The sequence below is a fragment of the Pseudomonas baetica genome, from assembly GCF_051216495.1.
Taxonomy (GTDB): Bacteria; Pseudomonadota; Gammaproteobacteria; order Pseudomonadales; family Pseudomonadaceae; genus Aquipseudomonas; species Aquipseudomonas baetica_B.
Window position 1 is genome coordinate 1 of record NZ_JBPKAM010000018.1, and the last position, 25,099, is coordinate 25,099.

Sequence of the window (25,099 nt, forward strand, 5' to 3'; positions counted from 1 at the left end):
TTTACTGGTTGTCTCCCCCCTCTGGTGCTGTGGGTTGTTTTCCTTTCGTTTTCCCCACCCCCCTCTCTTTTTGGAGCCCCCTCCCCCCCCCAAAGCGGTGGGTCAGCCGGCAGGGATGTTGGATGTGAGGGCCTCTTCGCGAGCAGGCTCGCTCCCACAAAAGGGGATTGTGTTGGTTATGGCTGGGGGAGTAGTTGCACGCCGAGGTAGAGGGCGAGCATGCCGTCGAGGCGCAGCGGGTCGACGCCGCTGAGTTCGGCAATGCGCTCCATGCGGTAGCGCAGGCTGTTGCGGTGAATGCCCAGTGCCTCGGCGCAGGCCTGGCTCTGGCCGTCGTGGTCACACCAGCTGCGCAGGGTGGCCAGCAACTGGCCGTTGCTGTCCTTGGCGATGACTTTGCGCAGCGGGTTGAGCAATTCGTCGAGGGCGTCGTCGTTGCGATGGCGCCAGAGCATTACCGGCAGCCGATAGCGGTTGAGGGTCAGCAAGCGTGATGCGGGCAACACTTCGCGCCCATAGGCCAACAGATCGCCGACCCGACGATAGCAGCGACGCAACCCGGTCAGCCCATCGGCCTGTCCACCCACGGCGATGCGCAGGATGTTCCAGCCCAGGCCGTCGAGTTTCTCCAGCAGTCGGTCGTTCTCAACGTTTTGATTGGCCGGGCGGCACCACAGTAACGACGACTTGGCCGAGCTCACGCACCAACTGTCCGGGTAACGCGACATCAACCAGGCGCTCAACGCATCGACGGTTTGTCCCGGCCCGTGTTCCAGACCCAACTCGAACAAGTACGGCACTCGTGTCATCTGCGGCTTCAGCCCCAGCTGCTGCGCCTCATCGATCAATCGTGGCGAGTCCCCGGCGTCGCTGAGCAACAGCGCCAGCAAGTCATCGCAACGCTGGCGCCGCCATTGCTGTTCAGCCTGCTGATTGCGCTGCCCCACCAACATCTCGGCGGTCATCCGCACCAGTTCGGCGTAGGTGCGCAGTTGATCGGGTTCGCCGGTGATGCCCAGCACGCCGATCAAACGCTGATCGAGCATCAGCGGCAGGTTGATGCCCGGCTGTACACCCTTGAGATGAATCGCGGTTTGCGCATCGATTTCCACCACTCGACCATTGGCCAATACCAATTGCGCGCCTTCATGGCGGGTGTTGACCCGCTCCGGCTCGCCGCTGCCGAGGATCAGGCCCTGGCTGTCCATGACGTTGACGTTGTACGGCAGGATGGCCATCGCCCGGTCGACGATGTCCTGGGCCAGGTCGTGATCGAGTTCGAACATGACGGAGTTCCTTGAATGCATGATGGGCCGATTGTTCGCCCGCACAGGGCTGGCTGGCAATCCCTGTGCGCCGGCACAAAGACAACGCCAGGGCGGTGGCCGAGACTCACAGGGCGATCAACGTTACCCTTTGCATCGCAAAAAATCATAAAAAGAGAGAAGCCGCCATGTCACAGAGCGCCGCTGCCACCCAGGCTATCGCTGACGAAAAAAACGCCGTTTATAAACGCATTACCCTGCGTTTGATCCCCTTCATTTTCATCTGCTACCTATTCAACTACCTCGACCGGGTGAACGTTGGATTCGCCAAGCTGCAGATGCTCGACGCGCTGAAATTCAGCGAAACCGTGTACGGCCTCGGCGCCGGGATCTTCTTCATCGGCTACGTGCTGTGCGGCGTGCCGAGCAACCTGGCGCTGACCAAATTCGGCCCTCGTCGCTGGATCGCGTTGATGATGATCACCTGGGGCACGCTGTCGACTTGCCTGCTGTTCGTCACCACGCCGACCGAGTTCTACACCCTGCGCCTGTTCACCGGCGCCGCCGAAGCCGGGTTCTTCCCGGGCGTGGTGCTGTACCTTTCGCAGTGGTTCCCGACCTTTCGCCGTGGCCGCATCATGGCGCTGTTCATGTCGGCGATCCCGGTGTCCGGTTTGCTCGGCAGCCCGTTTTCCGGCTGGATCCTCAACCACTTCGCCGCCGGCCAAGGCGGATTGGCGGGCTGGCAGTGGATGTTTCTGCTGCAAGGCATCCCGACCGTGATCCTCGGCGCCCTCGCCTATTTCCTGCTCAGCGACAGCTACGCCAATGCCAAATGGCTCACGCCGTTTGAGCGTTCGGTGCTGGAGGCCGACCACGCCGAGGACCTGGCGAACAAGCCGAAAACCACCTCCGATTCGCTGCTGGCGGTGTTCAAGAACCCGGCGATCTGGGCCTTCGGCCTGATCTACTTTTGCATCCAGAGCGGCGTGTACGCGATCAACTTCTGGCTGCCGTCGATCATCAAGAACCTGGGTTTCAGCGATAACCTGGTGATCGGTTGGTTGAGTGCGATTCCTTACCTGCTGGCAGCGCTGTTCATGTTGATGGTCGGCCGTTCGGCGGACTTGCGCAAAGAGCGTCGCTGGCATCTGGTGGTGCCGATGCTGATGGGTGCGCTGGGGCTGCTGATCGCCGTTAACTTCGCCGCCAACCCGGCCATCGCCATCCTCGGCCTGACCCTCGCCACCATGGGCGCCCTCACCGGCCTGCCGATGTTCTGGCCGGTGCCGACCGCGATGCTCAGTGCCGGTGCTGCGGCAGGCGGCCTGGCGTTGATCAACTCCATGGGCCAGATGGCCGGTTTCCTCAGCCCGTACCTGGTGGGTTGGGTCAAGGACAGCACCGGTTCGACCGATGCCGCGTTATACCTGCTGGCGGGTGTGATTGTTTGCGGCAGCGTGCTGGCGCTGCGCATGACGCGGACGTTGCGTAACCAATGATGTGCCCGGCGCCGGAGGCTTGTTGCTCCGGCGCCTAGCAGTTCTGATAGTCGATCTTGCGTGTCCATCTTCCTGCACTAGCCTGAAACCGGATGTCACAACGTTGTCCGGATCGACTCTCTTGAATCCATGAAGGTCAGCCCGAGCTTGTGTCAACACATTCACTGCGGGCTGGACAACTCATGAATCTCATCAAAGCCGTCGAGGCAGTTTGTGCACGCCTGGCCGCTGACAACGGCTGGCACGCGCTGCTGTTGCAGCACGGGCTCGATATCAAGGTACGCCCCTTGGCGCCGGAGTTGGCGAAACCCCTGGTGGTGGATCGAACCCTCAAGGGGTTTGAGGATTTCTCCTCGAACGGACAACGCGGCATCGAACCCCGAAGCCCGGCCCGCAGCCTGTTCTACCATGCCCTCGCTTCTCCCAATGTCACCACCGACCCTAGCGGCAAGGCGCTACTGCTGTACCCGACCGCGGCGGAAATAGAATCGGTGTTGAATTATGTCTACGGCGTGCAGCCGCCATCGCTGGCCGAGTTGCAACAGGAGGCCGGCGCCGGAACGCAATTGGGCATTGTCGTATTCGCCGCCGAGTATCGACCGGGGCCGGATACAGGTCATAAGAAACACGCCGACCTATGTTTTTCCCGTACCGGCATCGCTCGGGTAGGAACGGCACCAGCGCGTTATGACCCGCCACGGCGTGGTTTTTTGCCTTGGCTGGGTAACGACCCGAAAGCCATCTGCGTGACTCCGGCGCGTTATTACCCGTACATCGCGATGCAGAATAAAGGTGATGCGCTCGAGTTTGGTCCCTGGCCCTTTCAAGACAAGGACGAGGAAAAGGATTTCTGGGTTCCGTTGCACAAACTGTTTGACGGGTTGGAGTGCATTGCAGGAATGGACCTGCAAGTGGACATGGAGACTTATCACATCAACGAAAAACTCGGCCAGTTTCACCGCCGGTTTCCCGGTTCCACCATCGGGCAACCGGACCTCTCCCAGCCGCCGTTCGTGATCACCGATGACCTCGTCGAGTGGGCGGACGAAGCCACATACGGCAAAGGGCTGTTGATGCCGGTGCCGAAGCTACGACTGGTGGAAGAAGCCATTTATGAGGGTGGACAGCTGTTTTTTTCGATACCGCCAAATCCGAAATTCAACTACATCATTAATCGACGTTACAAGCAGTTAGCCGATGGCTCGATCGAGGACTTGAACCTGAACCCCGACGTCAAGCAAATCGTCGACAGCGGTGGTTACAACGCCTTGCATTTTATCGACTTCACGGCCGAAGGCTGGGTTCGCGCGACTTGCCCGCAATTGGCGACGACCGTATCGGAAAATGCGGTGGCTTACTCGCTGGCCGCCGCCCCTGATTTTTACCCTGAATGCAATCAGCGTGCGTTGCTTGAATGGAGCAACGACCAGAATTTCCCCACACCTTTTTACGGTGTGGAGCAAAAAGTGCTTTCGGATCAGCGGATGGCCGGAAACCCCGATTTGCAAGGTCAGCATTTTCAACGGGATGACAAAGGCATCACCGCCGTCATCTCGCATTCCCTGGACCAGGCACTACCGGGCGATATGAAAGACGTCGCCTGCGCGCGGCGTCACAGTTGGTTATGTTACGCCGCCGCCGGCCTTTTCAGCCCGGGCTGGGAAATCAGCTCGGTTAACAGTTTCACTCCCGATAGCTTCAACGCCTACAACCTGGGTTGCCCATTCACCGAGGACATCCGTATTTGCGCGTCTATCGGCGGTTATTGGGCCGCTGTGTCACCTGACAACTCAAGGGCCTTCGAACCCACTCCATCCTGGATTTCGATCATTCCGTTGACGGACGATGAACTTGGCCAATGGGATGGCGTGTGTCGCCCGCAGTTGTTCAACGGTCCCAACGGTGAGCCACTGGTGGAGTATCAAGATTACGAATTCACCGATTACACGAAAAACGCCCTGGCCGGTCAGTTGTCCCTGCAATCGCTCGCCCAAACCGGCGCCAAGGATTATCAGGAGCGCATCCTGTCGATGCATCGCGCCTTCGTATCGTTAGGCGCCAGTACACGAAATGAAAAAAAGGATTGGTCGGTGCTGTCATTCAACAAAACGGTGCGCCCCGACGCCGACCTGGACCAGGCCGAATCAGCCACAGGGCATGTGCTGCAAATGCCTGTACACCGTTATCGCCTTTATAAAAATGACATCCCGAGAACGACGACACCGGCCCATGACTTCACCAAACGTCATGCCGTAGTCGTGGAAATGGTGGAACTGTTTGTCGGCCCAACATCCCTGCTGATCAAGCGTGAAAACAGTCCATGGCAGGTCCGTTTTCATGCATCGTCATGATGTTGTGATCATCGGTGCCGGCCCCGCCGGATGCGCCGCCGCGATTTTCTGCGCGCAACAGGGTTTGAACGTGGCGTTGCTTGAACAGGCGGCCGTATGCCGTGATCGTCCTGGCGAAACCCTGCCGCCGGGCATCGAGCCGTTGCTGCAACAACTGGGTGCAGGCCGGCAGGTGTTGACGGGCGAGTTTGTCCGGCACAGCGGAAACTGGGTGCACTGGGGGGCAACGCCGCAGTTCAATGCGTTCGGTGGTGACAATAGCGGTCCGTGGTGTGGCTTTCAGATTCCCCGGCGCCTGCTCGACAGCCTGTTACTCAAACAGGCCCTGGCGGCCGGTGTGTCAGTCGTACGCCCTTGCCGCGCCACGAAGGTCATTCTGAAAGACAATGCCGTGATCGGGGTGGAAACCGATCAGGGTGTTTTCCATGCGACTCAGTTGATTGATGCCAGCGGCGCCAAGGGTTGGCTGGCGCGGCAATTGGCCCTGAATCGTCTTGCATATTCACCACCGCTGCTCGCGACCTATGGTTATGCCAGTGGGGCAACTGCCATATGTGACGACGCGCCGTCCATCATCGCCAATAGCAACGGCTGGTACTGGATCGCGAAAGTCGGCACCGGTTCGTATACCTGGACCCGCTTGAACTTCGATCATCGACACCCCGATCTGCAGCCACCTTCGGAATTCGCACACCTGCACCCGCTCTCAGGGGCACGCGGTGCGGACGTGACCTGGCGTGCCTGCGGCCAATGCGCCGGGCCCGGTTACTTCATCGTGGGCGATGCGGCCTCGGTACTGGACCCGGGAACGTCCCATGGCGTCCTCAAGGCGATCATGTCGGGGATCATGGCGGCTCACGCCGTCGTAGAAAGTCTTGCTTATCCCGTTCTCCGACAGTCGATCCAGACCCAGTATCGACAATGGCTGAATGACTGGTTTGAACGGGACTTGAGCAAAATGCGCGAACTGTACGCTGCACACCCTGCGCCCCCGGCGTGGCTCAACGCCCCGATAATTCATTTTCATACGCAGGACGTTTCTGGTATTTGATTAGGCCTTTCCCATTGGCAAAAGGATTTCGACATGAGCTATCGCACGCTGGGTCATTCGGGTTTGCAGGTTTCCACCCTGACCCTGGGCACCATGATGTTCGGCGAACAGACCAGCACCGAAGATTCCCTGCGGATCATCGACAAGGCCTGGGACCAGGGCATCAATTTCATCGACACCGCTGACGTCTATACCAACGGTCGTTCCGAGGAAATCGTCGGCGAAGCCATCGCCAGCCGCCGCCATGAATGGGTGCTCGCCACCAAGGTCGGTTTCGGCCCGGTGGACGGCGTGCCAAATCGCAGTGGCCTGAGTCGCAAGCACCTCTTCAACGGCATCGACGCCAGCCTGACGCGCCTGGGTACTGACTATCTCGACATCTATTACCTGCACCGTGAAGAACACAACACGCCGCTGGAGGTCACGGTATCGGCCATCGGCGACCTGATTCGCCAGGGCAAGATCCGCTATTGGGGCCTGTCGAATTACCGTGGCTGGCGCATCGCCGAAGTCATTCGCGTGGCCGACAAACTGGGCGTCGACCGTCCGGTGATCAGCCAACCGCTGTACAACATTGTCAACCGCCAGGCCGAAACCGAGCAGATCACCGCCGCGCAAAACTATGGCTTGGGCGTGGTGCCTTATAGCCCGTTGGCCCGTGGCGTGCTCAGTGGCAAGTATGCGCCGGACGTGAAGCCGGACGCCAACAGCCGCGCCGGGCGTGCCGACAAACGCATCCTGGAAACCGAATGGCGCGTCGAATCCCTGCGCATCGCCCAGCAGATCCAGCAGTACACCCAGGAGCGTGGCGTGGGCATCGTTGAATTTGCGATTGCCTGGGTGCTGAACAACCGTGCCGTTACCTCGGCCATCGTCGGTCCGCGCACCGAAGCCCAGTGGGATGCCTACACTAAGGCGCAGGCGGTGAAGATTACGCCCGAAGACGAGGCGTTCATCGATTCGCTGGTGACGCCGGGGCATGCGTCGACACCGGGGTTCAATGATGTGAGCCATTTCGTGTCGGGCCGTAAACCCCACAACAGCTGAAGAAATACAAATCCAATGTGGGAGCGAGCCTGCTCGCGAAAGCGGTGCGTCATTAAACATAAATGTCGACTGACATGACGCATTCGCGAGCAGGCTCGCTCCCACAGGTTTTGATGTTTGGTTGAGGATGTTGAAAATTCCGATCACCCGGCCAATATTCAGCACAAAAACCGCGTATCCTCCGCACCCCGTTTCACGTTCGACTTCGCGAGGACAGTTTGTCTAAAGGTATCGCTCTCTCGGTTTCAGCCTCGGTGCTGTTTGCCGTCATGTATTACTACACCTCGCTGCTCAAACCCCTGAGCGGCGTGGAGATTTTCGGCTGGCGCATGTTGCTGACGGTGCCGTGCATGACCGTGTTCATGCTGGCGTCCGGTGAATGGCGGCGTGTGGTCGATTTGCTACACCGGTTCGCCATCCGACCGAAACTGATCGGTGGCCTGGTCGTCTCGGCCGCATTGCTGGGCGTGCAACTCTGGTTGTTCATGTGGGCGCCGCTCAATGGCTACAGCCTCGATGTGTCGCTGGGCTATTTCCTATTGCCGCTGGCCATGGTGCTGACCGGACGCATCGCCTACGGCGAGCGCCTGTCGTACCTGCAAAAAATCGCGGTGTTTTTCGCCAGCCTGGGCGTGGCGAATGAGCTGTATCAGGTCGGGGGATTTTCCTGGGCCACGCTGGTGGTCGTCGTGGGTTACCCGTTGTATTTCGTGCTGCGCAAATGGCTGAAGACCGACAACCTGGGCGGGCTCTGGGTGGACATGACCTTGATGTTGCCGGTGGCGTACTGGTTCGTGCACGGTGGCGAGCAAGGCTTCAGCGTGTTCGATCAATACCCTGCCCTGGCGTGGCTGATTCCCCTGCTGGGCCTGATCAGCGCCTCGGCACTGGTGGTCTACATCATCGCCAGTCGCCTGCTGCCATTCAGCCTGTTCGGTTTGCTCAGTTATGTGGAGCCCGTGCTGTTGCTCGGCGTGGCATTGTTGCTGGGGGAAAGCATCAAGCCCGGTGAGTGGCTGACGTATATTCCGATCTGGATGGCGGTGCTGGTGTTGGTGTTTGAAGGGTTCAAGCATCTGGTGCGGCAGCGCAGACCTTAACCACACACAAAACAAATGTGGGAGCTAGCCTGCTGGCGATGGCTGAGTGTCAGCAACAACAATGCTGACTGACACTCCGCCATCGCCAGCAGGCTAGCTCCCACAGGGTTTAGCGTTTAAATCAGTTAATCAGTGGACAACACACCACGACGAACCTGATCACGCTCAATGGATTCGAACAGCGCCTTGAAGTTGCCTTCGCCGAAACCATCATCGCCCTTGCGCTGGATGAACTCGAAGAACACCGGGCCCATTAGGGTTTCCGAGAAAATCTGCAGCAACAGACGCTTATCACCCGCCTCGGACGAACCGTCCAGCAGAATGCCCCGCGCTTGCAGTTCACCCACCGGCTCGCCGTGGTTCGGCAAACGGCCTTCGAGCATTTCGTAGTAGGTGTCCGGCGGTGCGGTCATGAAGCGCATGCCGATGCTTTTCAGGTGATCCCAAGTCTTGACCAGGTCATCGGACAGGAACGCGACGTGCTGGATGCCTTCGCCGTTGAACTGCATCAGGAACTCTTCGATCTGCCCGGCGCCCTTGGACGATTCTTCGTTCAGCGGAATGCGGATCATGCCGTCCGGCGCGGTCATGGCCTTGGACGTCAAACCGGTGTACTCGCCTTTGATGTCGAAGTAGCGGATCTCGCGGAAGTTGAACAGCTTCTCGTAGAAATTCGCCCAATACGCCATGCGGCCGCGATACACGTTGTGGGTCAGGTGGTCGATGATCTTCAGGCCCGCGCCGACCGGGTGGCGGTCGACGCCTTCGAGGAACACAAAGTCGATGTCGTAGATCGAACTGCCTTCGCCGAAACGGTCGATCAGGTACAGCGGCGCGCCGCCGATGCCTTTGATCGCCGGCAGGTGCAGCTCCATCGGGCCGGTTTCGATATGGATCGGTTGGGCGCCGAGTTCCAGGGCGCGCTTGTAGGCTTTTTGCGAATCCTTGACGCGGAACGCCATGCCACACACCGACGGGCCATGCTCGGCGGCGAAGTACGAGGCCACGCTGTGGGGTTCATTGTTGAGGATCAGGTTGATCGCGCCCTGGCGATACAGGTGCACGTCTTTGGAACGGTGGGTCGCTACCTTGGTGAAGCCCATGATCTCGAAGATCGGCTCCAGGGTGTTGGGTGTTGGCGATGCGAATTCGATGAACTCGAAGCCCATCAGGCCCATTGGGTTTTCGTATAAATCTGCCATGGTTGGCGCCTCATCATTCTGCTCATTTAACAAAGGTTAGTAGCTGGAAATGCTGAGACCGGCGGGTGGCGCACAGGAGATGCCCCGCACGCTGCGGGCGAGGAAATCACCGTAGATCAATTGAAACCCTAATAACTTCATGGTCGACCCAAGGCTCTTGCGGGCGAAGCTTCTGTTGCCAGAAGACGTATTCTTGTATGCGTAAACCGATTCTACACAGCGTAAATCAGTTTGTCCGCCTTCTGTATAAAATCCGCTTTTTTGCCGGGGACGCAAGGGGTTTGTTGCACAGGAAAATCCCTGCCAGAACCAGCCCTCCCCCTGCATACATCGCCGGCGTCAGCTGCTCGTTCAACAGCAGTGCACCGAGGATGACAGCCGTCAGTGGGTTCAAAGCGATAAATACACCAGAGCGGGTCGCGCCGATCTTGCGGATGCCGTCGTAATAGCCGATGTAGGCCAGCGCCGAGCCCAGTACGCCCAAGTACATCAGGCTTAGCCACTGTTGCGTGCCGAGATTGATCAGTACGGACAGACTCAGTTCACCGCGAAACGCACTGGTAACCCACAGCATCAAGGTGCCCAGCAAGATCGACCAGGTCACCGTTTGCACCGGCCCCAGGCTTTGATTCAGTTCCCGGGAGAACAGCGAATAAATGCCCCAGCCAAGCACGCAGCCAAGAATCAGCAAGTCGCCCATCCAGGCGTCGGCATTGCCAGCAAATAGCTGCGGGGTTCGGCTGACGATCACCAGGCTGGCCCCGGCGATGCAGATCGCGATGCCGACGACTTTCGCCCGGCTCAAGCGCTCCTTGAACAGCAGCCATGACGCCAACCCGATCACGGCCGGGTTCAGCGCCACAATCAACGACGCCCGCGACGCATTGATGTAATGCAGGCCATAAAAGAAACAGAGGTTGTAAAAATAGATCCCGAAACAACCCAGCAGCGCCAATTGCAGGAACTGCCTACGGCTGGGTCGCGCCAACGGCACGCGGGCCAACAGCAAATACAACAGCAACGCCACGCTGGCCAGGAGGAAACGCAGGCTCGCGGCAAACAACGGACTGAGGCTGTCGGCCAGATACCGCCCCGCTACGAAGGTGCCGCCCCAGATTATGGTGACCGTCGCCAGTTTCAAATACACAGGCACATTGGACGGGGTCAGGCTCTGTTCACACGTGGTCATAAGTTTCCGGATCGGAAAATAGGCTGGATGACGTATCATTCGACTAATACTTAGTCATCGTAAAATGAGTAAACACTCATGACCCTGACCCAACTGGAAATCTTCTCCACCGTCGCCGAGTTGCACGGTTTCACGGCGGCAGCCAATCGCTTGGGAATCAGCCAGTCCGCGGTGTCCCATGCGTTGAAATCGCTTGAGCAAGAATTGGGTGTCGAGCTGCTGCGCCGCCATCAGTCCCGGGTCGAACTGAGCGACATCGGCCAGCAGCTGTTGCTGCGCGCGCGGGCCATGCTGGGATTGGCCAACACCTTGCGCCAGGAAGCGGCGGATGCCCGGGGCATGAAGCGCGGCACCTTGCGCATTGGCTCGTTCGGCCCCACCTCGTCGATCAAATTGTTGCCCTTGATCTTGCAGCACTACCGCGCGGCCCATCCGGGCATCGAGGTCCACATCGATGAAGGGCCGGACCGCCAGGTCATCCAATGGCTGGAAGAACGACGCATCGATATCGGTTTTGTGGTGCTGCCTGAAGAACGCTTCGACACCGTGGCACTGATGGAAGACCAGATGGTCGCGCTGCTGCCGGTCAATCATCCGCTGTCGACACGCGAAAGCGTGAGTTTGGCCGACCTGTGCCACGACCCATTTATATTGACCGAGGCCGGGTCATCGGAGCTCGTGTCGCGGCTGTTCAATGCCGCCCGGCTGACACCCAACATCCGTTTTCGCTGTTCGCAGTTGCTGAGCACCCTGGAAACGGTCAGCCGGGGCGCTGCGGTAACGCTGGTTGCCGAAGGTTCGCTACCCGAGCACGCCGACGGCCGATACCTGAAAAAGCCCCTCTCACCCGGTGTCGCCCGATGGGTCGGCCTGGCAGTGCTCGATCAACGCCAGGCATCGCCGGCGGCGACAGCCTTTATCAAACTCGCACAGCGTCTGGAGTACCGATGAGCGGCATAAATGCCACGGGCCAACTATCATGGCTATGGCTCGAACTTGACCTCTGTTTGCAGGGCGTTTCCCCCCGCCAGCATTTGAGCGTCCAATTTCATCGCGACAGGGTGTCCGAATGCCACTGAGAGTCAAGCGCCGCAAACGCAGCATCAGGATTGCTGTCACCCTGGCAAGTGGATTGCTCCCTGTATTGCTGGGGGGTGCAATTCTTTATATGCAAGCCGAGCGAACGCTCCAGCAAAGTACGCAAAAAACCGCCGAAGAGGCCATTCGCCAGTTCGAGTTGATGCTCGACAACACCGCCCAGGCTGCCCGGGAACTATTGCCGCTGGCTGGACAAAGTTGCATCGACGTCAACCTGGCCTTGCGCGAACAAGTCACCCGCCGCCCCTTTGTGCGTTCGACCAACCTGATGTGGAACGACACCATTTATTGCAGCTCCCTGTTCGGCGACTACCACGAGAAGATTTCGCCCGGAGACTACACCGATGGCCGTCTGGTATTGATGAAGGGCAACCCGATCACGCCCGATACGTCATTGCTGGTGTATCGGCTCGGCGAAGGCAAGCGAGGCGCGATGAGCACGCTCGATGGCTATCACCTGAGCAACGTGTTGCACATGATTGGCCGGCATACCCTGCTGGCACTGCAGGTCGGCCCCAGTTGGTTGACTGCAGACGGCCAGTTCCATGACGCCCCCCTCCCCGACTTCCCGGTGGCGCAAACCCGGATCGACTCGTCACGTTATGCCTTTGGCGTTCAGGCCGGTTTTCCCGAAGGCGAAACCTGGCGCTACATGAGCAGCGAATACCCGCCATTATTCAGTCTGCTGATTTTCTTCGGTGTGGTGTCGGGCCTGATCGGATACGTCTTGCAGAAACATATTTCGTCACCAACCCATGAAATGAAGCGTGCGCTGGAGGCGGGAGAGTTCGTTCCGTATTTCCAGGCGGTTGTGCATGGCGACAGCAAAAAGCTCTCGGGCATCGAAGTTCTGATGCGCTGGAAACACCCGAAAGAAGGCCTGGTGCGACCCGATCTGTTCATTCCGTTCGCCGAACACTCCGGCCTGATCGTGCCGATGACCCGCTCACTGATGCAACAGACAGCCGCCTTGCTTGGACCGCTGTCCGTGTCGTTCGAGGAGCCCTTCCACATCGGTATCAATATCACTGCCAGTCACTGCCAGGACCTCGAACTGGTCGAGGACTGCCGGCAGTTCCTCGCGGATTTCGTCCCGGGTTCCATTCACCTGGTGCTCGAGTTGACCGAGCGCGAACTGATCGAACCCACGGCGATTACCCATCAATTGTTCGAGCAATTGCATGCGCTGGGGGTGAAGATCGCCATCGACGACTTTGGCACCGGCCATTCCAGCCTCGGTTACCTGCGTCAATTCAATGTCGACTTCCTGAAACTCGACCAGAGTTTCGTTGCCATGATCGGTATCGACTCACTGTCCAGCCACATACTGGACAGCATCATGGAACTTGCCGGCAAGCTCGACCTGGCAATGGTTGCCGAGGGTGTGGAAACCCAGGAGCAAAGTGATTACCTGACCGCCCATAACGTTAACTTCCTGCAAGGTTATCTGTACGGTCGACCGATGCCGGGTGCAGAATTCATTAGTGCATTAACTGACCATTAACTAGCGATTTTTAGCGACGAGATGGCATTACGGCGCACCAATTTGAATCAAAAACACCGCCCCCGTTACATGAAAAAAAAGACATGATTTACTCTTCGTCCATTAACTACTACAATTTTTGATGCCTGCAGTAATTGGGCAGGTGAGCCATTTAATCACCGGGTCGCTTCAAGGCTCTTGGCTTATAGCTTTGTTTGCGGTTGGTATCAGCCAAACACACTATTGGAGTAAAGATATTGTCCAGACTCGCTGAATTTCGTGCAGCTGAAAAGGCCCTTCAAGAACAGCTCAAGCAGCTGGAATCCCTGAAGAACGATGCCGGGCTCAAGAAAGAAATCGAATTCGAAGAAAAGCTCCAGGGGCTGATGAAAACCTACGGCAAGAGCCTGCGCGACATCATCGCCATTCTCGATCCGAACCCGGCAAAATCCGGCCTGCAACTCACCGCAGCACCTAAAACCCGCCGCGCTCGCGTGGTCAAGGTTTATCAGAATCCGCATACCGGTGAACTGATTGAAACCAAAGGGGGCAACCATCGGGGCCTCAAAGCCTGGAAGGAACAATACGGTGCTGCCACCGTTGACTCCTGGCTGCGTGGATAAGCACACGCGTTATAAAAAAGCCCTGCTCGTGCAGGGCTTTTTCATGAGTGGCATGTTCACCGATCAACTCGCTACTTGCCGATTAACTTTGTGCTTAATCCGTTTAGGTATCTAAATTTTTCAACGCGGATCCAAAGCCTGCAGCTACTTAAGTCTTCAATTAAAGTTTCAAAGCGTTACGCGCCGTCTCTATTTCATCCTGGCTGGCCTTATAAGCCTCGGCCTGCCCCGCGTAGGAAAGAACATAGGCTTTATCGGTATCCACTGCAGCGACCAATGTTTGAGAAAGCACGTGACGGCCGTTTTGCGTGATGGTGCAGGTGGTTTCCAGCGCCGATAACCGACTCAAGGTAGTCGGATGAATCCGGTTACAGACACTTTGATAGCCACCCTGGAAAAAGTCTTTCTGCACCGACTTGCGCATCTCCAACAACACGCCTTCCAGGTTTACCTGATGACCGCTTTCCACTGGCGTCATGGTCAATTCCATCACCATCACCGGGGTACCACTCTGATCGATTTTCACCGCACGCTGACGAAAAACAGTGGAAGCGGTATCGCTTTGCGCAATTTCTTCGACCTGCCATCCAGCGGGCCAGGTCATGACCGGTGCGTCCGCGTAAGCACAAGCGACTCCCGTCAGCACGCCTGCCAGGATGAAAACCGATTTACCGAAACGAATCATTGCAATTTGCACTCAGGTTTTGAGCCGTGAAGTCTGAGCCCAGGGAGACAGCCAGGCAATAGCCGACGCTTTGGGTTGGTGATGTCCATACCCTTGCGTATCATGGTCGCCAATCGTCAGCCCCACTTATTTTCCGGAGGGCCCATGAGCCTGCACGAACTGAACACTTTCCCCGGCGTCACTGCACAACCTGACACCGCCACCCAGAAATTCGTCTTCAACCACACCATGTTGCGGGTCAAGGACATTACCAAGTCCCTGGATTTCTACACCCGTGTTCTGGGTTTCACGCTGGTGGAAAAGCGCGATTTTCCTGAAGCCGAATTCAGCCTGTACTTCCTGGCCCTGGTCGACAAGGCCCAGATCCCTGCCGACGCAGCCGCGCGCACCGAGTGGATGAAATCGATCCCCGGCATTCTCGAGCTGACCCACAACCACGGCACCGAGAACGACCCGGAGTTCGCCTACCACAACGGCAACACCGATCCCCGTGGTTTCGGCCACATCTGCATTTCGGTGCCGGACGTCGTGGCTGCCTGCGAGCGCTTTGAAGCGCTGGGTTGTGACTTCCAGAAACGCCTGAGCGACGGTCGCATGAAGAGCCTGGCGTTCATCAAAGACCCGGACAACTACTGGGTCGAAATCATCCAGCCTGCTCCACTCTAACTTTCTTTCGCTGTGCCCCCTGTGGGAGCGAGCCTGCTCGCGAAAGCGGAGTGTCAGCCAACATCAAAGTTGAATGAACCACCGCATTCGCGAGCAGGCTCGCTCCCACAGAAAAGCGGCTCAAGACCAGCACTATGCCGAAAACACAAAACCCCATGATCGCTCATGGGGTTTTGTGTTTTCGGCGTCGGCGTTTAAGCCGGGGCGGATGTGCGGATCAAGTGATCGAATGCACTCAGGGAAGCCTTGGCGCCCTCGCCCACGGCAATCACGATCTGCTTGTACGGCACGGTGGTCACGTCACCGGCGGCGAACACGCCCGGCAGCGAAGTCTCGCCACGCGCATCGACGATAATCTCGCCACGAGGCGACAACTCGACAGTGCCTTTGAGCCAATCGGTGTTGGGTAACAAACCGATCTGCACGAAGATGCCTTCGAGACTGACCGTTTTGAACTCGCCTGAATCGCGGTCCTTGTAGACCAGACCACTCACCTTTTCGCCGTCACCCTTCACTTCACTGGTCAGCGCGCTGGTGATGACATCGACGTTGGGCAGGCTGAACAGTTTGCGTTGCAACACCGCATCGGCGCGCAGCTTGCTGTCGAATTCAAGCAGCGTGACATGGCTGACGATGCCTGCCAAATCGATCGCCGCTTCAACGCCGGAGTTACCGCCACCGATAACCGCTACGCGCTTGCCTTTGAACAGTGGGCCGTCGCAGTGCGGGCAGAAACATACGCCTTTGGCTTTGTACTCCTGCTCACCCGGCACGCCCATTTCGCGCCAACGGGCGCCGGTAGCCAGAATCAGTGCCTTGGTTTTCAGGCTGGCACCGCTTTCGAAACGAACTTCGTGCAACTCGCCAGGATTCTTCGCCGGGATCAGCGAGGTTGCCCGCTGCAGGTTCATGATGTCGACGTCGTATTGCTTGACGTGTTCTTCCAATGCACTGGCCAGTTTCGGCCCTTCGGTTTCCTGTACGGAAATGAAGTTCTCGATGGCCATGGTGTCCAGTACCTGACCACCAAAACGTTCAGCCGCCACACCGGTGCGAATGCCTTTACGGGCAGCATAAATCGCCGCCGAAGCGCCGGCCGGGCCACCGCCGACCACCAGCACGTCAAAAGCTTCCTTGGCGCTGATTTTCTCGGCCTGGCGTTCAGCGCCGCTGGTGTCGATTTTGGCGAGGATTTCCTCAAGCCCCATGCGACCCTGGCCGAACACTTCGCCGTTGAGGTAGATGCTTGGCACAGCCATGATCTTGCGCTCATCGACTTCGGCCTGGAACACCGCTCCGTCGATGGCGACGTGCCGGATGTTGGGGTTCAGCACCGCCATCAGGTTCAGCGCCTGGACCACGTCCGGGCAGTTCTGGCAGGACAATGAGAAATAAGTCTCGAAGTTGAACTCGCCCTTGAGCGAGCGGATTTGTTCAATCACTTCGACACTGGCTTTCGAAGGGTGACCGCCGACTTGCAGCAAGGCCAACACCAACGACGTGAATTCGTGGCCCATAGGGATACCGGCAAAACGCAGACTGATATCGGCCCCCGGGCGATTGATCGAGAACGATGGCTTGCGGGCATCGTCACCATTGTCGATCAAGGTAATTTGACTGGAAAGACTGGCAACGTCTTTCAGCAGTTCGAGCATTTCCCGGGATTTCGCACCGTCGTCGAGGGATGCAACGATCTCGATCGGTTGGGTGACCCGTTCCAGGTACGATTTCAACTGGGCTTTAAGATTGGCGTCCAACATACGGGCGATTTCCTTTATAGAATTTTTTGCATAAAAAAACGCCCGAGCGAATCTCGCCCGGGCGTTTTTATTGGGCGGTGCAGCTTACTTAAGTAGGTGCGGAGTTCCGCCCTGTGCAGCGTGTCACGGACTTAGATCTTGCCGACCAGGTCCAGGGACGGCGCCAGAGTGGCTTCGCCTTCTTTCCACTTGGCCGGGCAAACCTGGCCTGGGTGAGCCGCGACGTACTGGGCAGCCTTGATCTTGCGCAGCAGCTCGGAAGCGTCACGACCCACACCACCGTCGTTCAGCTCGACGATTTTGATCTGGCCTTCAGGATTGATCACGAAGGTGCCACGGTCAGCCAGACCGGCTTCTTCGATCAGTACGTCGAAGTTGCGGGAGATCACGTGAGTCGGGTCGCCGATCATGGTGTACTGGATTTTGCCGATGGCTGGCGAAGTGTTGTGCCAGGCAGCGTGAGCGAAGTGGGTGTCGGTGGAGACGCTGTAGATCTCGACGCCCAGCTTCTGGAAGGCGTCGTAGTTGTCAGCCAGGTCTTCCAGCTCGGTTGGGCAAACAAAGGTGAAGTCCGCTGGGTAGAAGAACACGACCGACCACTTGCCTTTCAGGTCAGCGTCCGAGACTTTTACGAAGTCGCCATTTTTGAATGCATCAGCTTTAAACGGTTTAACTTGGCTGTTGATGATAGGCATCGTTGACTCTCCGTCAGGGGTTAAGAAGTTGATGGAGAGAACTTTACCCACTCGACGGACGGTTAGCTCATTGGCAAACCTGATGCTGCTGATTGGCTTTCGCTATTAGCCAACAGAATTAATAGAAGAAAACGATCTTGTAGGAGCGAGCTCGCTCGCGATGGACTTGAGAGCGCCGCGTGCTTTCAATAAGCCCGCGTTTACGTTGACGACCATCGCGAGCAAGCTCGCTCCTACAAAGGTTTTTCCGGGAGGCGGGTCATGCCGAGAAACGGACTGGCCTCGATGTAGCGCATGGCGGACTTCATGTCCTTCCAGCCCACGTAGCTCATCAATGACTTCAGGTCCCACCCGCTCTGATGCGCCCACGAGGCGAAGCCTCGGCGCAAGGAGTGGCTGGTGTAGTGCTCGGCCGCGATACCCGCGCGCTCCAGTGCCTGGCGCAACAATGGAATCACGCTGTTAGCGTGCAGCCCTTCTTCGCTCAGATGGCCCCAGCGGTCAATGCCGCGAAAAACCGGCCCGCGCACCAGGGCTGCTTCCGTGATCCAGGCAATATAGGCCTGCACCGGACATAACCGCTGCAAGGCAGGCGTTTGGTAGGTCTTGCCGAGGTTTTCCCGGTCACTCTTGCTGCGCGGCAGGTACAACGTGATGCCGGTGCCGGCACTGGCTTGCACATGCTCAATCTGCAAACGGCACAACTCGTCGCTACGGAATCCACGCCAGAAGCCGAGCAGGATCAACGCACTATCGCGCCTGGCTCGCAGCAGTGCCGCTCGGTCGTTTTCAATGATTGCGGTGTGTGCTTCCTGCTCCAACACAGCGATCACTTGTTCCAGATGTTGCAGCTGCAACGGCTCGGCCTGTTTCTCCTGGGCTGGATGCAGCGCCCTGATCCCCTTGAACACCTTGCGCACCACGGGCGCTTTCGTCGGGTCGGCGAAGCCTTGACTGTTATGCCATTGCGCCAGCGCCGACAATCGCAGCTTCAAGGTATTGATCGAGAGTACGCCGGCGTGGGCAACCAGATAACGCGCGACGCTGTCGCCGGTGGCGGGCAGGAATCCACCCCACGTCACCTCGAAGTGTTCGATGGCCGCGCGATAGCTGCGGCGGGTGTTGTCCCGTGTCGCGGCTTGCAGGTAACGGTCCAGCTCGGTCATGGGGGCAACTCTCGAATATGTACCGCGTTCGCGGGCACTAAACCGCTTTTTGGTGTCTCACATGGGGTAATACCAGTATATCCCGTGTCAGCTACACGTTGTATTTAACTTTTCATTATCAATGGTACAATGTGTATTTACGTAATACGTACCACATCACGAAATTGTAGGAGCAGTCATGGCCCGTGGCGGTGTAAATAAGGCAGTAGTACAGGCTGCGCGTTTGGCGATCCTCGCCCGAGGCGAGAACCCCAGCATTGATGCAGTACGCATCGAGATGGGTAATACCGGCTCGAAAACCACGATCCATCGGTATCTGAAAGAACTGGGCGCCGACCCACAACCGGCGGAACCAGGACCATCCGAGCCGATCGACGATGAACTGCTGGCCCTGGTTACGCGGCTGGCGCAGCGCTTGAAGGAACAGGCTCAGGAGCCGATTGATCAAGCTCGCGAGCAGTTCGAATCGCAGCGCAAAACACTGGACTCGCAACTGGCAGAAGCCCGGGAGGCCAACACCGAACTGCACCAGCAATATGAAATCCAGAGCCTGGCACTGACCCAGGAATCCGAGGCACTGCAAGAAACCCGCACCACATTGCAGTCCGAGCAAACCCGCAATGCCGGGCTGAATCAGGCACTGTCCGATTTCGATTTGCGCTTGAAGGACAAGGACGAGCAGATCCGCTCGCTGGAAGAAAAGCACCTGCACGCGCGCGATGCACTGGAGCACTATCGCAATGCCGTCAAGGAACAGCGCGAGCAGGAACACAGTCGCCACGAAAGCCAGGTGCAACAGCTACAGATGGAGTTGCGTCAGGCGCAGCAAAGCGCACTGGTGCGCCAGGATGAAATTACGCAACTGCACCGTGACAACGAGCGCCTGCTTACCGAGAACCGGGGAACATTGCGCGAACTGAGCCTGTTGCAGGAACAGCTCAAGCAGAGCAACAGCCGTCAAGACCAGCTACTGGAGCAAGCCACCCGCGTCGACAGCGAACGCACCCTCCTCCAGGAACGCTTGCGCATTGCCCTGCTGGAAAGTCAGTCGCTGAAACAGCATGTCGAGGAGCAGTCGCAGATCAACAAGGCACTGGAAATGGAATTGACCAAGGCTCAGACCGACCTGTCCGACTGCAGGAGCGAGCTCGCTCGCGATGCTCGGCAACGATAACGCGCCCTGCCTGAACGATCGCGATATCCAAGTGTTTTTTTCGCGAGCAGGCTCGCTCCCACAGAAGGTCGTGTGCATTGTGGGAGCGAGCCTGCTCGCGAAAGCGGTGGCTCAATCAGCGGGGATGCCGGATCAAGTAACGATTAACCGGCAACTGGCGTACGCATGGTGACGAACTCTTCGGCAGCTGTCGGGTGCACGCCGATGGTTTCGTCGAAGTCACGCTTGGTGGCGCCCGCCTTCAATGCAATGGCCAAGCCCTGGACGATCTCTCCCGCCTCCGGTCCGACCATGTGGCAACCCAACACCTTGTCGGACTTGGCGTCTACCACCAGCTTCATCAGCGTGCGCTCCTGGCACTCGGTCAGGGTCAGCTTCATCGGCCGGAAACGGCTTTCGAAGATCACCACCTCATGCCCGGCATCGCGCGCTTCTTCTTCGGTCAGGCCGACGGTGCCGATGTTCGGCAAGCTGAACACCGCTGTCGGGATCATCTTGTAATCCACCGGGCGGTACTGCTCAGGTTTGAACAAACGTCGCGCCACCGCCATGCCTTCAGCCAGCGCCACTGGCGTCAGCTGGACACGACCGATCACGTCACCCAGGGCCAGAATCGACGGTTCTGCTGTCTGATACTGCTCGTCCACTTCGACGAAGCCCTTCCTGTCGAGCTTGACGCCGGTGTTTTCCAGACCAAGATTGTCCAGCATCGGACGCCGGCCAGTGGCATAGAACACACAGTCGGCCTCCAACTGGCAACCATCCTTGAGCGTCACTTTGAGGCTGCCATCGGCCTGTTTGTCGATACGCTCGATGTCGGCGTTGAATTGCAGGTCCATGCCGCGCTTGGTCAGCTCTTCCTGCAAATGCTTGCGCACGGAACCGTCGAAGCCACGCAGGAACAATTCACCGCGATACAACAGCGTCGTTTGCGCGCCGAGACCGTGAAAAATCCCGGCAAACTCGACGGCGATGTAACCGCCACCCACCACTAGCACACGCTTGGGCAGCGCCTTGAGGAAGAACGCCTGGTTGGAACTGATCGCGTGTTCATGCCCCGGAATCTCCGGGATCTGCGGCCAGCCACCGGTGGCGATCAGGATATTTTTAGCGCTGAAGCGCTCACCGTTGACCTCGACGGTATGCGGGTCGACGATTTTGGCGTGGGCCTCATGCAGGGTCACGCCGCTATTGACCAGCAGATTGCGATAAATGCCATTTAGCCGATTGATCTCGCGGTCCTTGTTGGCAATCAGCGTCGCCCAATCGAACTGCGCCTCGTCCAGGCTCCAGCCAAAACCCGACGCCTGCTCGAAGTCCTCGGCAAAATGCGCGCCGTAGACCAGCAGTTTTTTCGGTACACAGCCGACGTTCACACAGGTGCCGCCCAGATAACGGCTCTCGGCCACGGCCACTTTTGCACCAAACCCGGCCGCAAACCGCGCAGCGCGCACACCGCCGGAACCGGCGCCAATCACATAAAGATCAAAATCGTAGGCCATTGTCTATCTCCTCGGCAGGTGAACAGCATACTCGCAGACGCTGGACGGACAAGCGCTTTGACTTAAATGAATCCGCAAAAAAAAAGATTCTTCCCGGAAAAAGGGAAGAACCCAAAAAGAGACTGCAAAGCAATCAATCAGACACAGAACCAAGCATAAGCCTGACCATTTGCTCTGCAGTGGTACAACACCTTTACTTCGTCTTCAGCTCATCAATCAACGGCGGCGAATCATCTGTATCGTTGTGCGCGGTCAATGTAACCGTATAGGTAGTATCGTTGTACAACAAAACCAACAATTTTCTTGCACCAACAACTTCTTTAACGAGTGGGTTTCCTCCTGGACCGGAAAAAATCAACTTGTATTTCTTCACATCCATCCCAAGCGGGGCATCCCATGACAGATCCACTTGTGCTAGGCCACCTGGACGCTGTGCATACTTAAAATTTCGTGGCGCTCCCGGCAGCTGGATTCTCGCCTTAATCTCAGCCGGTTCCGACGGACGCTGATATAAGTCATACCCAAGAACCTTAAATGTATATTCCTCACCAACAGTTAAGCCTTCTATTATTTTACTACGCGCCAAATAAACATTCTCAGCCAACTTGCCCTCAACCATTACCTTGAAAGCAAACACTTGCTGACCCTCAGCCTTATCCCAGGCAAACTCAACCACACCAGGGGTCTTTGTTTCGATAACACGAAGATCTATTGGCGGCAGGGGCGGAGCTCCCGGTGGATCCCCTAATGTTTTAAATGACCCCGCCTTAACTTCCGACCAGTTCCCGGAAACATTCTTGGCTGCAACAGTGAAGATGTAGGTAGTACCGGGAGCCAGCTTGGTAAACGAATAACTGGTTTGTTGAATCAACCCTAGTGGTAATCCCGCAAAGGACAAACCATAGCCCGCAAGAGGTTCATCGCTACTCGAAGGGGCCCAGGAAACAGAAGCCGACGAATCCGTTACATTACTGAAAACTGGATCGCCAGGAGCACTTGGATGCGTGTTATTCGACTCTTTAGAAACCTCAACAAAGTCCGAAGACAGCGTTCCTTTAATTGCACGAACTCTCACGGTATAAAGCGGACCCGGAGGTACTTCACTGAAACGAAACGATATCAGAGCTCCAGCGCTATCACTTTTGACTCCATTTACCCACCATTCGTAGATCCTTCCATCCAAAATAGGTGTCAAGCTCGCTTGCCCTATGCCACCTGAGAAGCTGAGAGCCACATTCATTGGTTTCGCGAGAGGCGTTTCAAAAGCGATGGTAGCTGGCAGCGACCGATTTCCTGCCGCATCTACGGCTTGCACATTAACTTCGTAAGAAGTACCGGATTTTAAACCGGTCAAGGTGTGACTGGTGCCAGATACGAAATCCGTAGAACCACCTATAACGGAAACCCTGTAGCCAGTAACACCCACATTATCGCTGGCAGGACTCCAGGACAATGTCGCAGAAGTATCACTCAAACCAAAGGGTTTTGGGGCAAGCAAAGGTGCAGAAGGAGGCACTGCATCAGGCAAAAACTCAACTCGAATAGACGAAACCTTGCCATCCAATTGCTGAGCGCCACCACTTCTAGTCACTTTTACATCATCATCTTCGTAACTGTTTTCATAACTGGGAATTGTTTTTGAAAATGTAATGTCGCGTTTGACCTCAATGGCCAGACAGCCTTGATCACACTTGTTTGCCCCCCAATCCCCATACAGGGTAATTATTGTTCCTGCCTTTGCTGAAGTAATAATGCCAGATCGGGTCTCATCATTATCGCAGGCCCCCCCCATATCAAACGCAGTCGGCGCAACCAAAGGCACTGTACAAGTTATATTTTGACTACCATTATTCCCCTCTTTTAAAACAATCGCTGCCTCTGAAAAGGCAGGTGGATTATGTTCAATTTTTATTCGCGACACCTTCCCATCAATACCATTATTCCTAAAACTGCGAATATTATAATAGGGCGTAATTGAGGTTTGCTCAAAGCTGCCTACCACGATCCCTTCGATCAAATCCGTATCTTTAGTTACATCAATGATCGCGAAATCGTCTTCATTACCTGTTTTGGAGTCATAAACCGTGATACGAGTACCTTTTGGAATCCCTCGAAGCCTAAGCGACCTAGCCTCATCGTTCTCGCACCCATTCGATGGAAGAGTTAAATTCCAATCCTGCCCAGCAGGCAAAACACAGGTGGTGTCCCCAGAAGTATCCGCATTATTTTTTTCATAAAAATAAACCCCACCATAGGTCAACGCATTGGCATAGGGTATAGCGTCACCAACATTAGTGTAATCAATAGCGATTTCACTTGGAATCACACGTCTACCAGCAGCCGACTTACAGTAACTATCGACGCGACGCTCCAGATAAGTCAGGTTATTATCTATGTTACCGGCATCCGCTGACGATTTTATAAACGCATGAAACTGATTCATGATAAATAGTCGCTGAAAGTTACCAAACCCGGATGGCACTTTAGCTGGATCTATAGGAATTTCTGCTATGGGTTGCGGAGGTCGATACGGAATAGGACAACCTTTGGGTTCAGGCTCTATCTCGCAAGGAACCCCATTAACCGGACAGCCTTTTGGCACACCTTCAACTTTGCAAGGCACTGCAGGCTGCGGCTCAGTTGTCCAGGCTGGCCACCGGGTTGCACACGACCAATTATGATTCAAAGCATTTGCACCCAGATCATAGACGTTCTGAGTTTCAATTTCTTTATCCCTCATAGCATAAACTGTGCCCTGCTCCGCTGTGCCGCTATTTACGATATACTTACCTTTAAGCGGCTCAGAGTCTACTATCAACACAATTCGTTGGCCGCTATCGATCATTTCACGCAGGGTAGGCCAGCCCTTGGTTGTATCAAACTTATCAGGATTAAAAACAAGCTTTTCAATTCCTGGTATTTTTTCAAAAGTACGCCTTAGATCTTCGCGTTGAACTCCTGTTTCCAAATGTATAGTGATCACCTCATTGGGGTTACTCTTCAGAAAAGGAAGAAAAGTATTGTTCATCTCATCAACAAAAACCTTGCTGTTCGTGCCGCAATAATCAATTGCAGTGTTATGACACAGCCTTAGCGGAAGAGTTCTAGGGGCGCCAGGACCAGTGTAATAAACATCGAGCATAAACCCACGAACACCACGTGCAAGTTGGCTTTGCATAGGATCAAGAAATGCATTATGCGCAGTCACCCGAGTAACTTTATCGAAGGGTATATCGTAATTTACAGCACCTTTAATACTAGCCGCCACCCTGTCAAGATCTGGCTCTTCAATGAATTCTCCAGAGTTATTCTCGGGCGATGTGGCGCCGGCTAAACCTGCAACAAAAAAGCTAAATAACAGGGCAGTTGTTCCACTCAAAATGCCTGTTCCAAATTTTCGCGAATAAAGACACATTCCTTTTGCCATGACTAAAAACTCGATTGCAGAGGGGTAACTCACCCTATATCAAATATTTTCGCTTGCGTACCTAGCAGAACTGTTAGTTGAACATTCTTGAGATGAGGCTAAGTTTATTATCC

At 56.4% G+C, this 25,099-nt stretch carries 19 protein-coding genes; 10 read left to right on the top strand and 9 right to left on the bottom strand.

Annotated elements, in window-relative coordinates; genetic code table 11:
* Positions 1-176: 176 nt before the first annotated feature.
* On the bottom strand, positions 177-1,286 hold the full coding sequence (locus ACSFE6_RS09220; protein WP_435427310.1) for a sugar diacid recognition domain-containing protein: 1,110 nt from the start codon (positions 1,284-1,286) through the stop codon (positions 177-179).
* 167 nt (positions 1,287-1,453) lie between these two features.
* Here ACSFE6_RS09220 and ACSFE6_RS09225 point away from each other — a divergent pair, with 167 nt between their 5' ends.
* The 5 genes from ACSFE6_RS09225 (at position 1,454) to rarD (ending at position 8,316) form a co-directional block, all read left to right on the top strand.
* Complete coding sequence (locus ACSFE6_RS09225; protein WP_435427311.1) at positions 1,454-2,767, top strand: MFS transporter; 1,314 nt, start codon at positions 1,454-1,456, stop codon at positions 2,765-2,767.
* A 182-nt stretch (positions 2,768-2,949) separates the two neighbouring features.
* The gene (locus ACSFE6_RS09230) at positions 2,950-5,118 is read left to right on the top strand and encodes a hypothetical protein (RefSeq protein ID WP_435427312.1); all 2,169 of its coding nucleotides are present in this window, start codon (positions 2,950-2,952) and stop codon (positions 5,116-5,118) included.
* Positions 5,105-6,169, top strand: a complete 1,065-nt coding sequence (locus ACSFE6_RS09235; protein ID WP_435427313.1) for an NAD(P)/FAD-dependent oxidoreductase — start codon at positions 5,105-5,107, stop codon at positions 6,167-6,169. The genes ACSFE6_RS09230 and ACSFE6_RS09235 overlap by 14 nt, the downstream gene beginning before the upstream one ends.
* 33 nt (positions 6,170-6,202) lie before the next feature.
* Positions 6,203-7,216 (top strand): aldo/keto reductase, encoded by a 1,014-nt coding sequence (locus ACSFE6_RS09240; RefSeq protein ID WP_435427314.1) that lies wholly within the window; start codon positions 6,203-6,205, stop codon positions 7,214-7,216.
* A 218-nt stretch (positions 7,217-7,434) separates the two neighbouring features.
* Positions 7,435-8,316 carry an EamA family transporter RarD gene (rarD, locus tag ACSFE6_RS09245; protein WP_435427315.1) on the top strand — a complete coding sequence of 294 codons (882 nt, stop codon included), beginning with the start codon at positions 7,435-7,437 and terminating at the stop codon, positions 8,314-8,316.
* Between the two features lie 125 nt (positions 8,317-8,441).
* Here the strand turns inward: rarD and hppD are convergent, their stop codons facing one another.
* Both hppD and ACSFE6_RS09255 read right to left on the bottom strand, forming a co-directional pair.
* On the bottom strand, positions 8,442-9,518 hold the full coding sequence (gene hppD / locus ACSFE6_RS09250) for a 4-hydroxyphenylpyruvate dioxygenase (RefSeq protein ID WP_435427316.1): 1,077 nt from the start codon (positions 9,516-9,518) through the stop codon (positions 8,442-8,444).
* A gap of 226 nt (positions 9,519-9,744) precedes the next feature.
* Positions 9,745-10,707, bottom strand: coding sequence for a DMT family transporter (locus ACSFE6_RS09255; protein ID WP_435427317.1), 963 nt, complete (start codon positions 10,705-10,707; stop codon positions 9,745-9,747).
* A 78-nt stretch (positions 10,708-10,785) separates the two neighbouring features.
* Between ACSFE6_RS09255 and ACSFE6_RS09260 the strand changes: the two genes are divergently transcribed.
* The 3 genes from ACSFE6_RS09260 (at position 10,786) to ACSFE6_RS09270 (ending at position 13,911) form a co-directional block, all read left to right on the top strand.
* The gene (locus ACSFE6_RS09260) at positions 10,786-11,658 is read left to right on the top strand and encodes a LysR family transcriptional regulator (RefSeq protein ID WP_435427318.1); all 873 of its coding nucleotides are present in this window, start codon (positions 10,786-10,788) and stop codon (positions 11,656-11,658) included.
* A 118-nt stretch (positions 11,659-11,776) separates the two neighbouring features.
* Positions 11,777-13,309 carry an EAL domain-containing protein gene (locus tag ACSFE6_RS09265; protein ID WP_435427319.1) on the top strand — a complete coding sequence of 511 codons (1,533 nt, stop codon included), beginning with the start codon at positions 11,777-11,779 and terminating at the stop codon, positions 13,307-13,309.
* Between the two features lie 236 nt (positions 13,310-13,545).
* A complete protein-coding gene (locus ACSFE6_RS09270) occupies positions 13,546-13,911 on the top strand; it encodes a histone-like nucleoid-structuring protein, MvaT/MvaU family (RefSeq protein ID WP_435427320.1) in 366 nt (121 codons plus the stop codon).
* 160 nt (positions 13,912-14,071) lie between these two features.
* On the opposite strand, the gene ACSFE6_RS09275 is transcribed toward ACSFE6_RS09270, so the two are convergent.
* Entirely contained in the window at positions 14,072-14,596 is a 525-nt protein-coding gene (locus ACSFE6_RS09275) for a DUF4946 domain-containing protein (protein WP_435427321.1), read from the bottom strand.
* 144 nt (positions 14,597-14,740) lie between these two features.
* Here ACSFE6_RS09275 and gloA point away from each other — a divergent pair, with 144 nt between their 5' ends.
* Positions 14,741-15,262 carry a lactoylglutathione lyase gene (gene gloA, locus ACSFE6_RS09280; protein WP_435427322.1) on the top strand — a complete coding sequence of 174 codons (522 nt, stop codon included), beginning with the start codon at positions 14,741-14,743 and terminating at the stop codon, positions 15,260-15,262.
* Positions 15,263-15,456: 194 nt separating this feature from the next.
* Here the strand turns inward: gloA and ahpF are convergent, their stop codons facing one another.
* From ahpF to ACSFE6_RS09295, 3 genes are all read right to left on the bottom strand, one after another.
* A complete protein-coding gene (gene ahpF, locus ACSFE6_RS09285) occupies positions 15,457-17,022 on the bottom strand; it encodes an alkyl hydroperoxide reductase subunit F (protein WP_435427323.1) in 1,566 nt (521 codons plus the stop codon).
* A gap of 131 nt (positions 17,023-17,153) precedes the next feature.
* Positions 17,154-17,717: an alkyl hydroperoxide reductase subunit C gene (gene ahpC, locus ACSFE6_RS09290; protein WP_085725808.1), complete on the bottom strand. Its 564-nt coding sequence runs from the start codon at positions 17,715-17,717 to the stop codon at positions 17,154-17,156.
* Between the two features lie 233 nt (positions 17,718-17,950).
* Positions 17,951-18,883, bottom strand: coding sequence for a site-specific integrase (locus ACSFE6_RS09295; protein ID WP_435427324.1), 933 nt, complete (start codon positions 18,881-18,883; stop codon positions 17,951-17,953).
* 178 nt (positions 18,884-19,061) lie between these two features.
* On the opposite strand from ACSFE6_RS09295, the gene ACSFE6_RS09300 reads away from it, so the two are divergent.
* The gene (locus ACSFE6_RS09300; protein WP_435427325.1) at positions 19,062-20,057 is read left to right on the top strand and encodes a DNA-binding protein; all 996 of its coding nucleotides are present in this window, start codon (positions 19,062-19,064) and stop codon (positions 20,055-20,057) included.
* 143 nt (positions 20,058-20,200) lie between these two features.
* Here the strand turns inward: ACSFE6_RS09300 and gorA are convergent, their stop codons facing one another.
* The gene (gene gorA / locus ACSFE6_RS09305; RefSeq protein WP_435427326.1) at positions 20,201-21,559 is read right to left on the bottom strand and encodes a glutathione-disulfide reductase; all 1,359 of its coding nucleotides are present in this window, start codon (positions 21,557-21,559) and stop codon (positions 20,201-20,203) included.
* Between the two features lie 193 nt (positions 21,560-21,752).
* Positions 21,753-24,986, bottom strand: coding sequence for a fibronectin type III domain-containing protein (locus ACSFE6_RS09310; protein ID WP_435427327.1), 3,234 nt, complete (start codon positions 24,984-24,986; stop codon positions 21,753-21,755).
* Between the last annotated feature and the right edge of the window lie 113 nt (positions 24,987-25,099).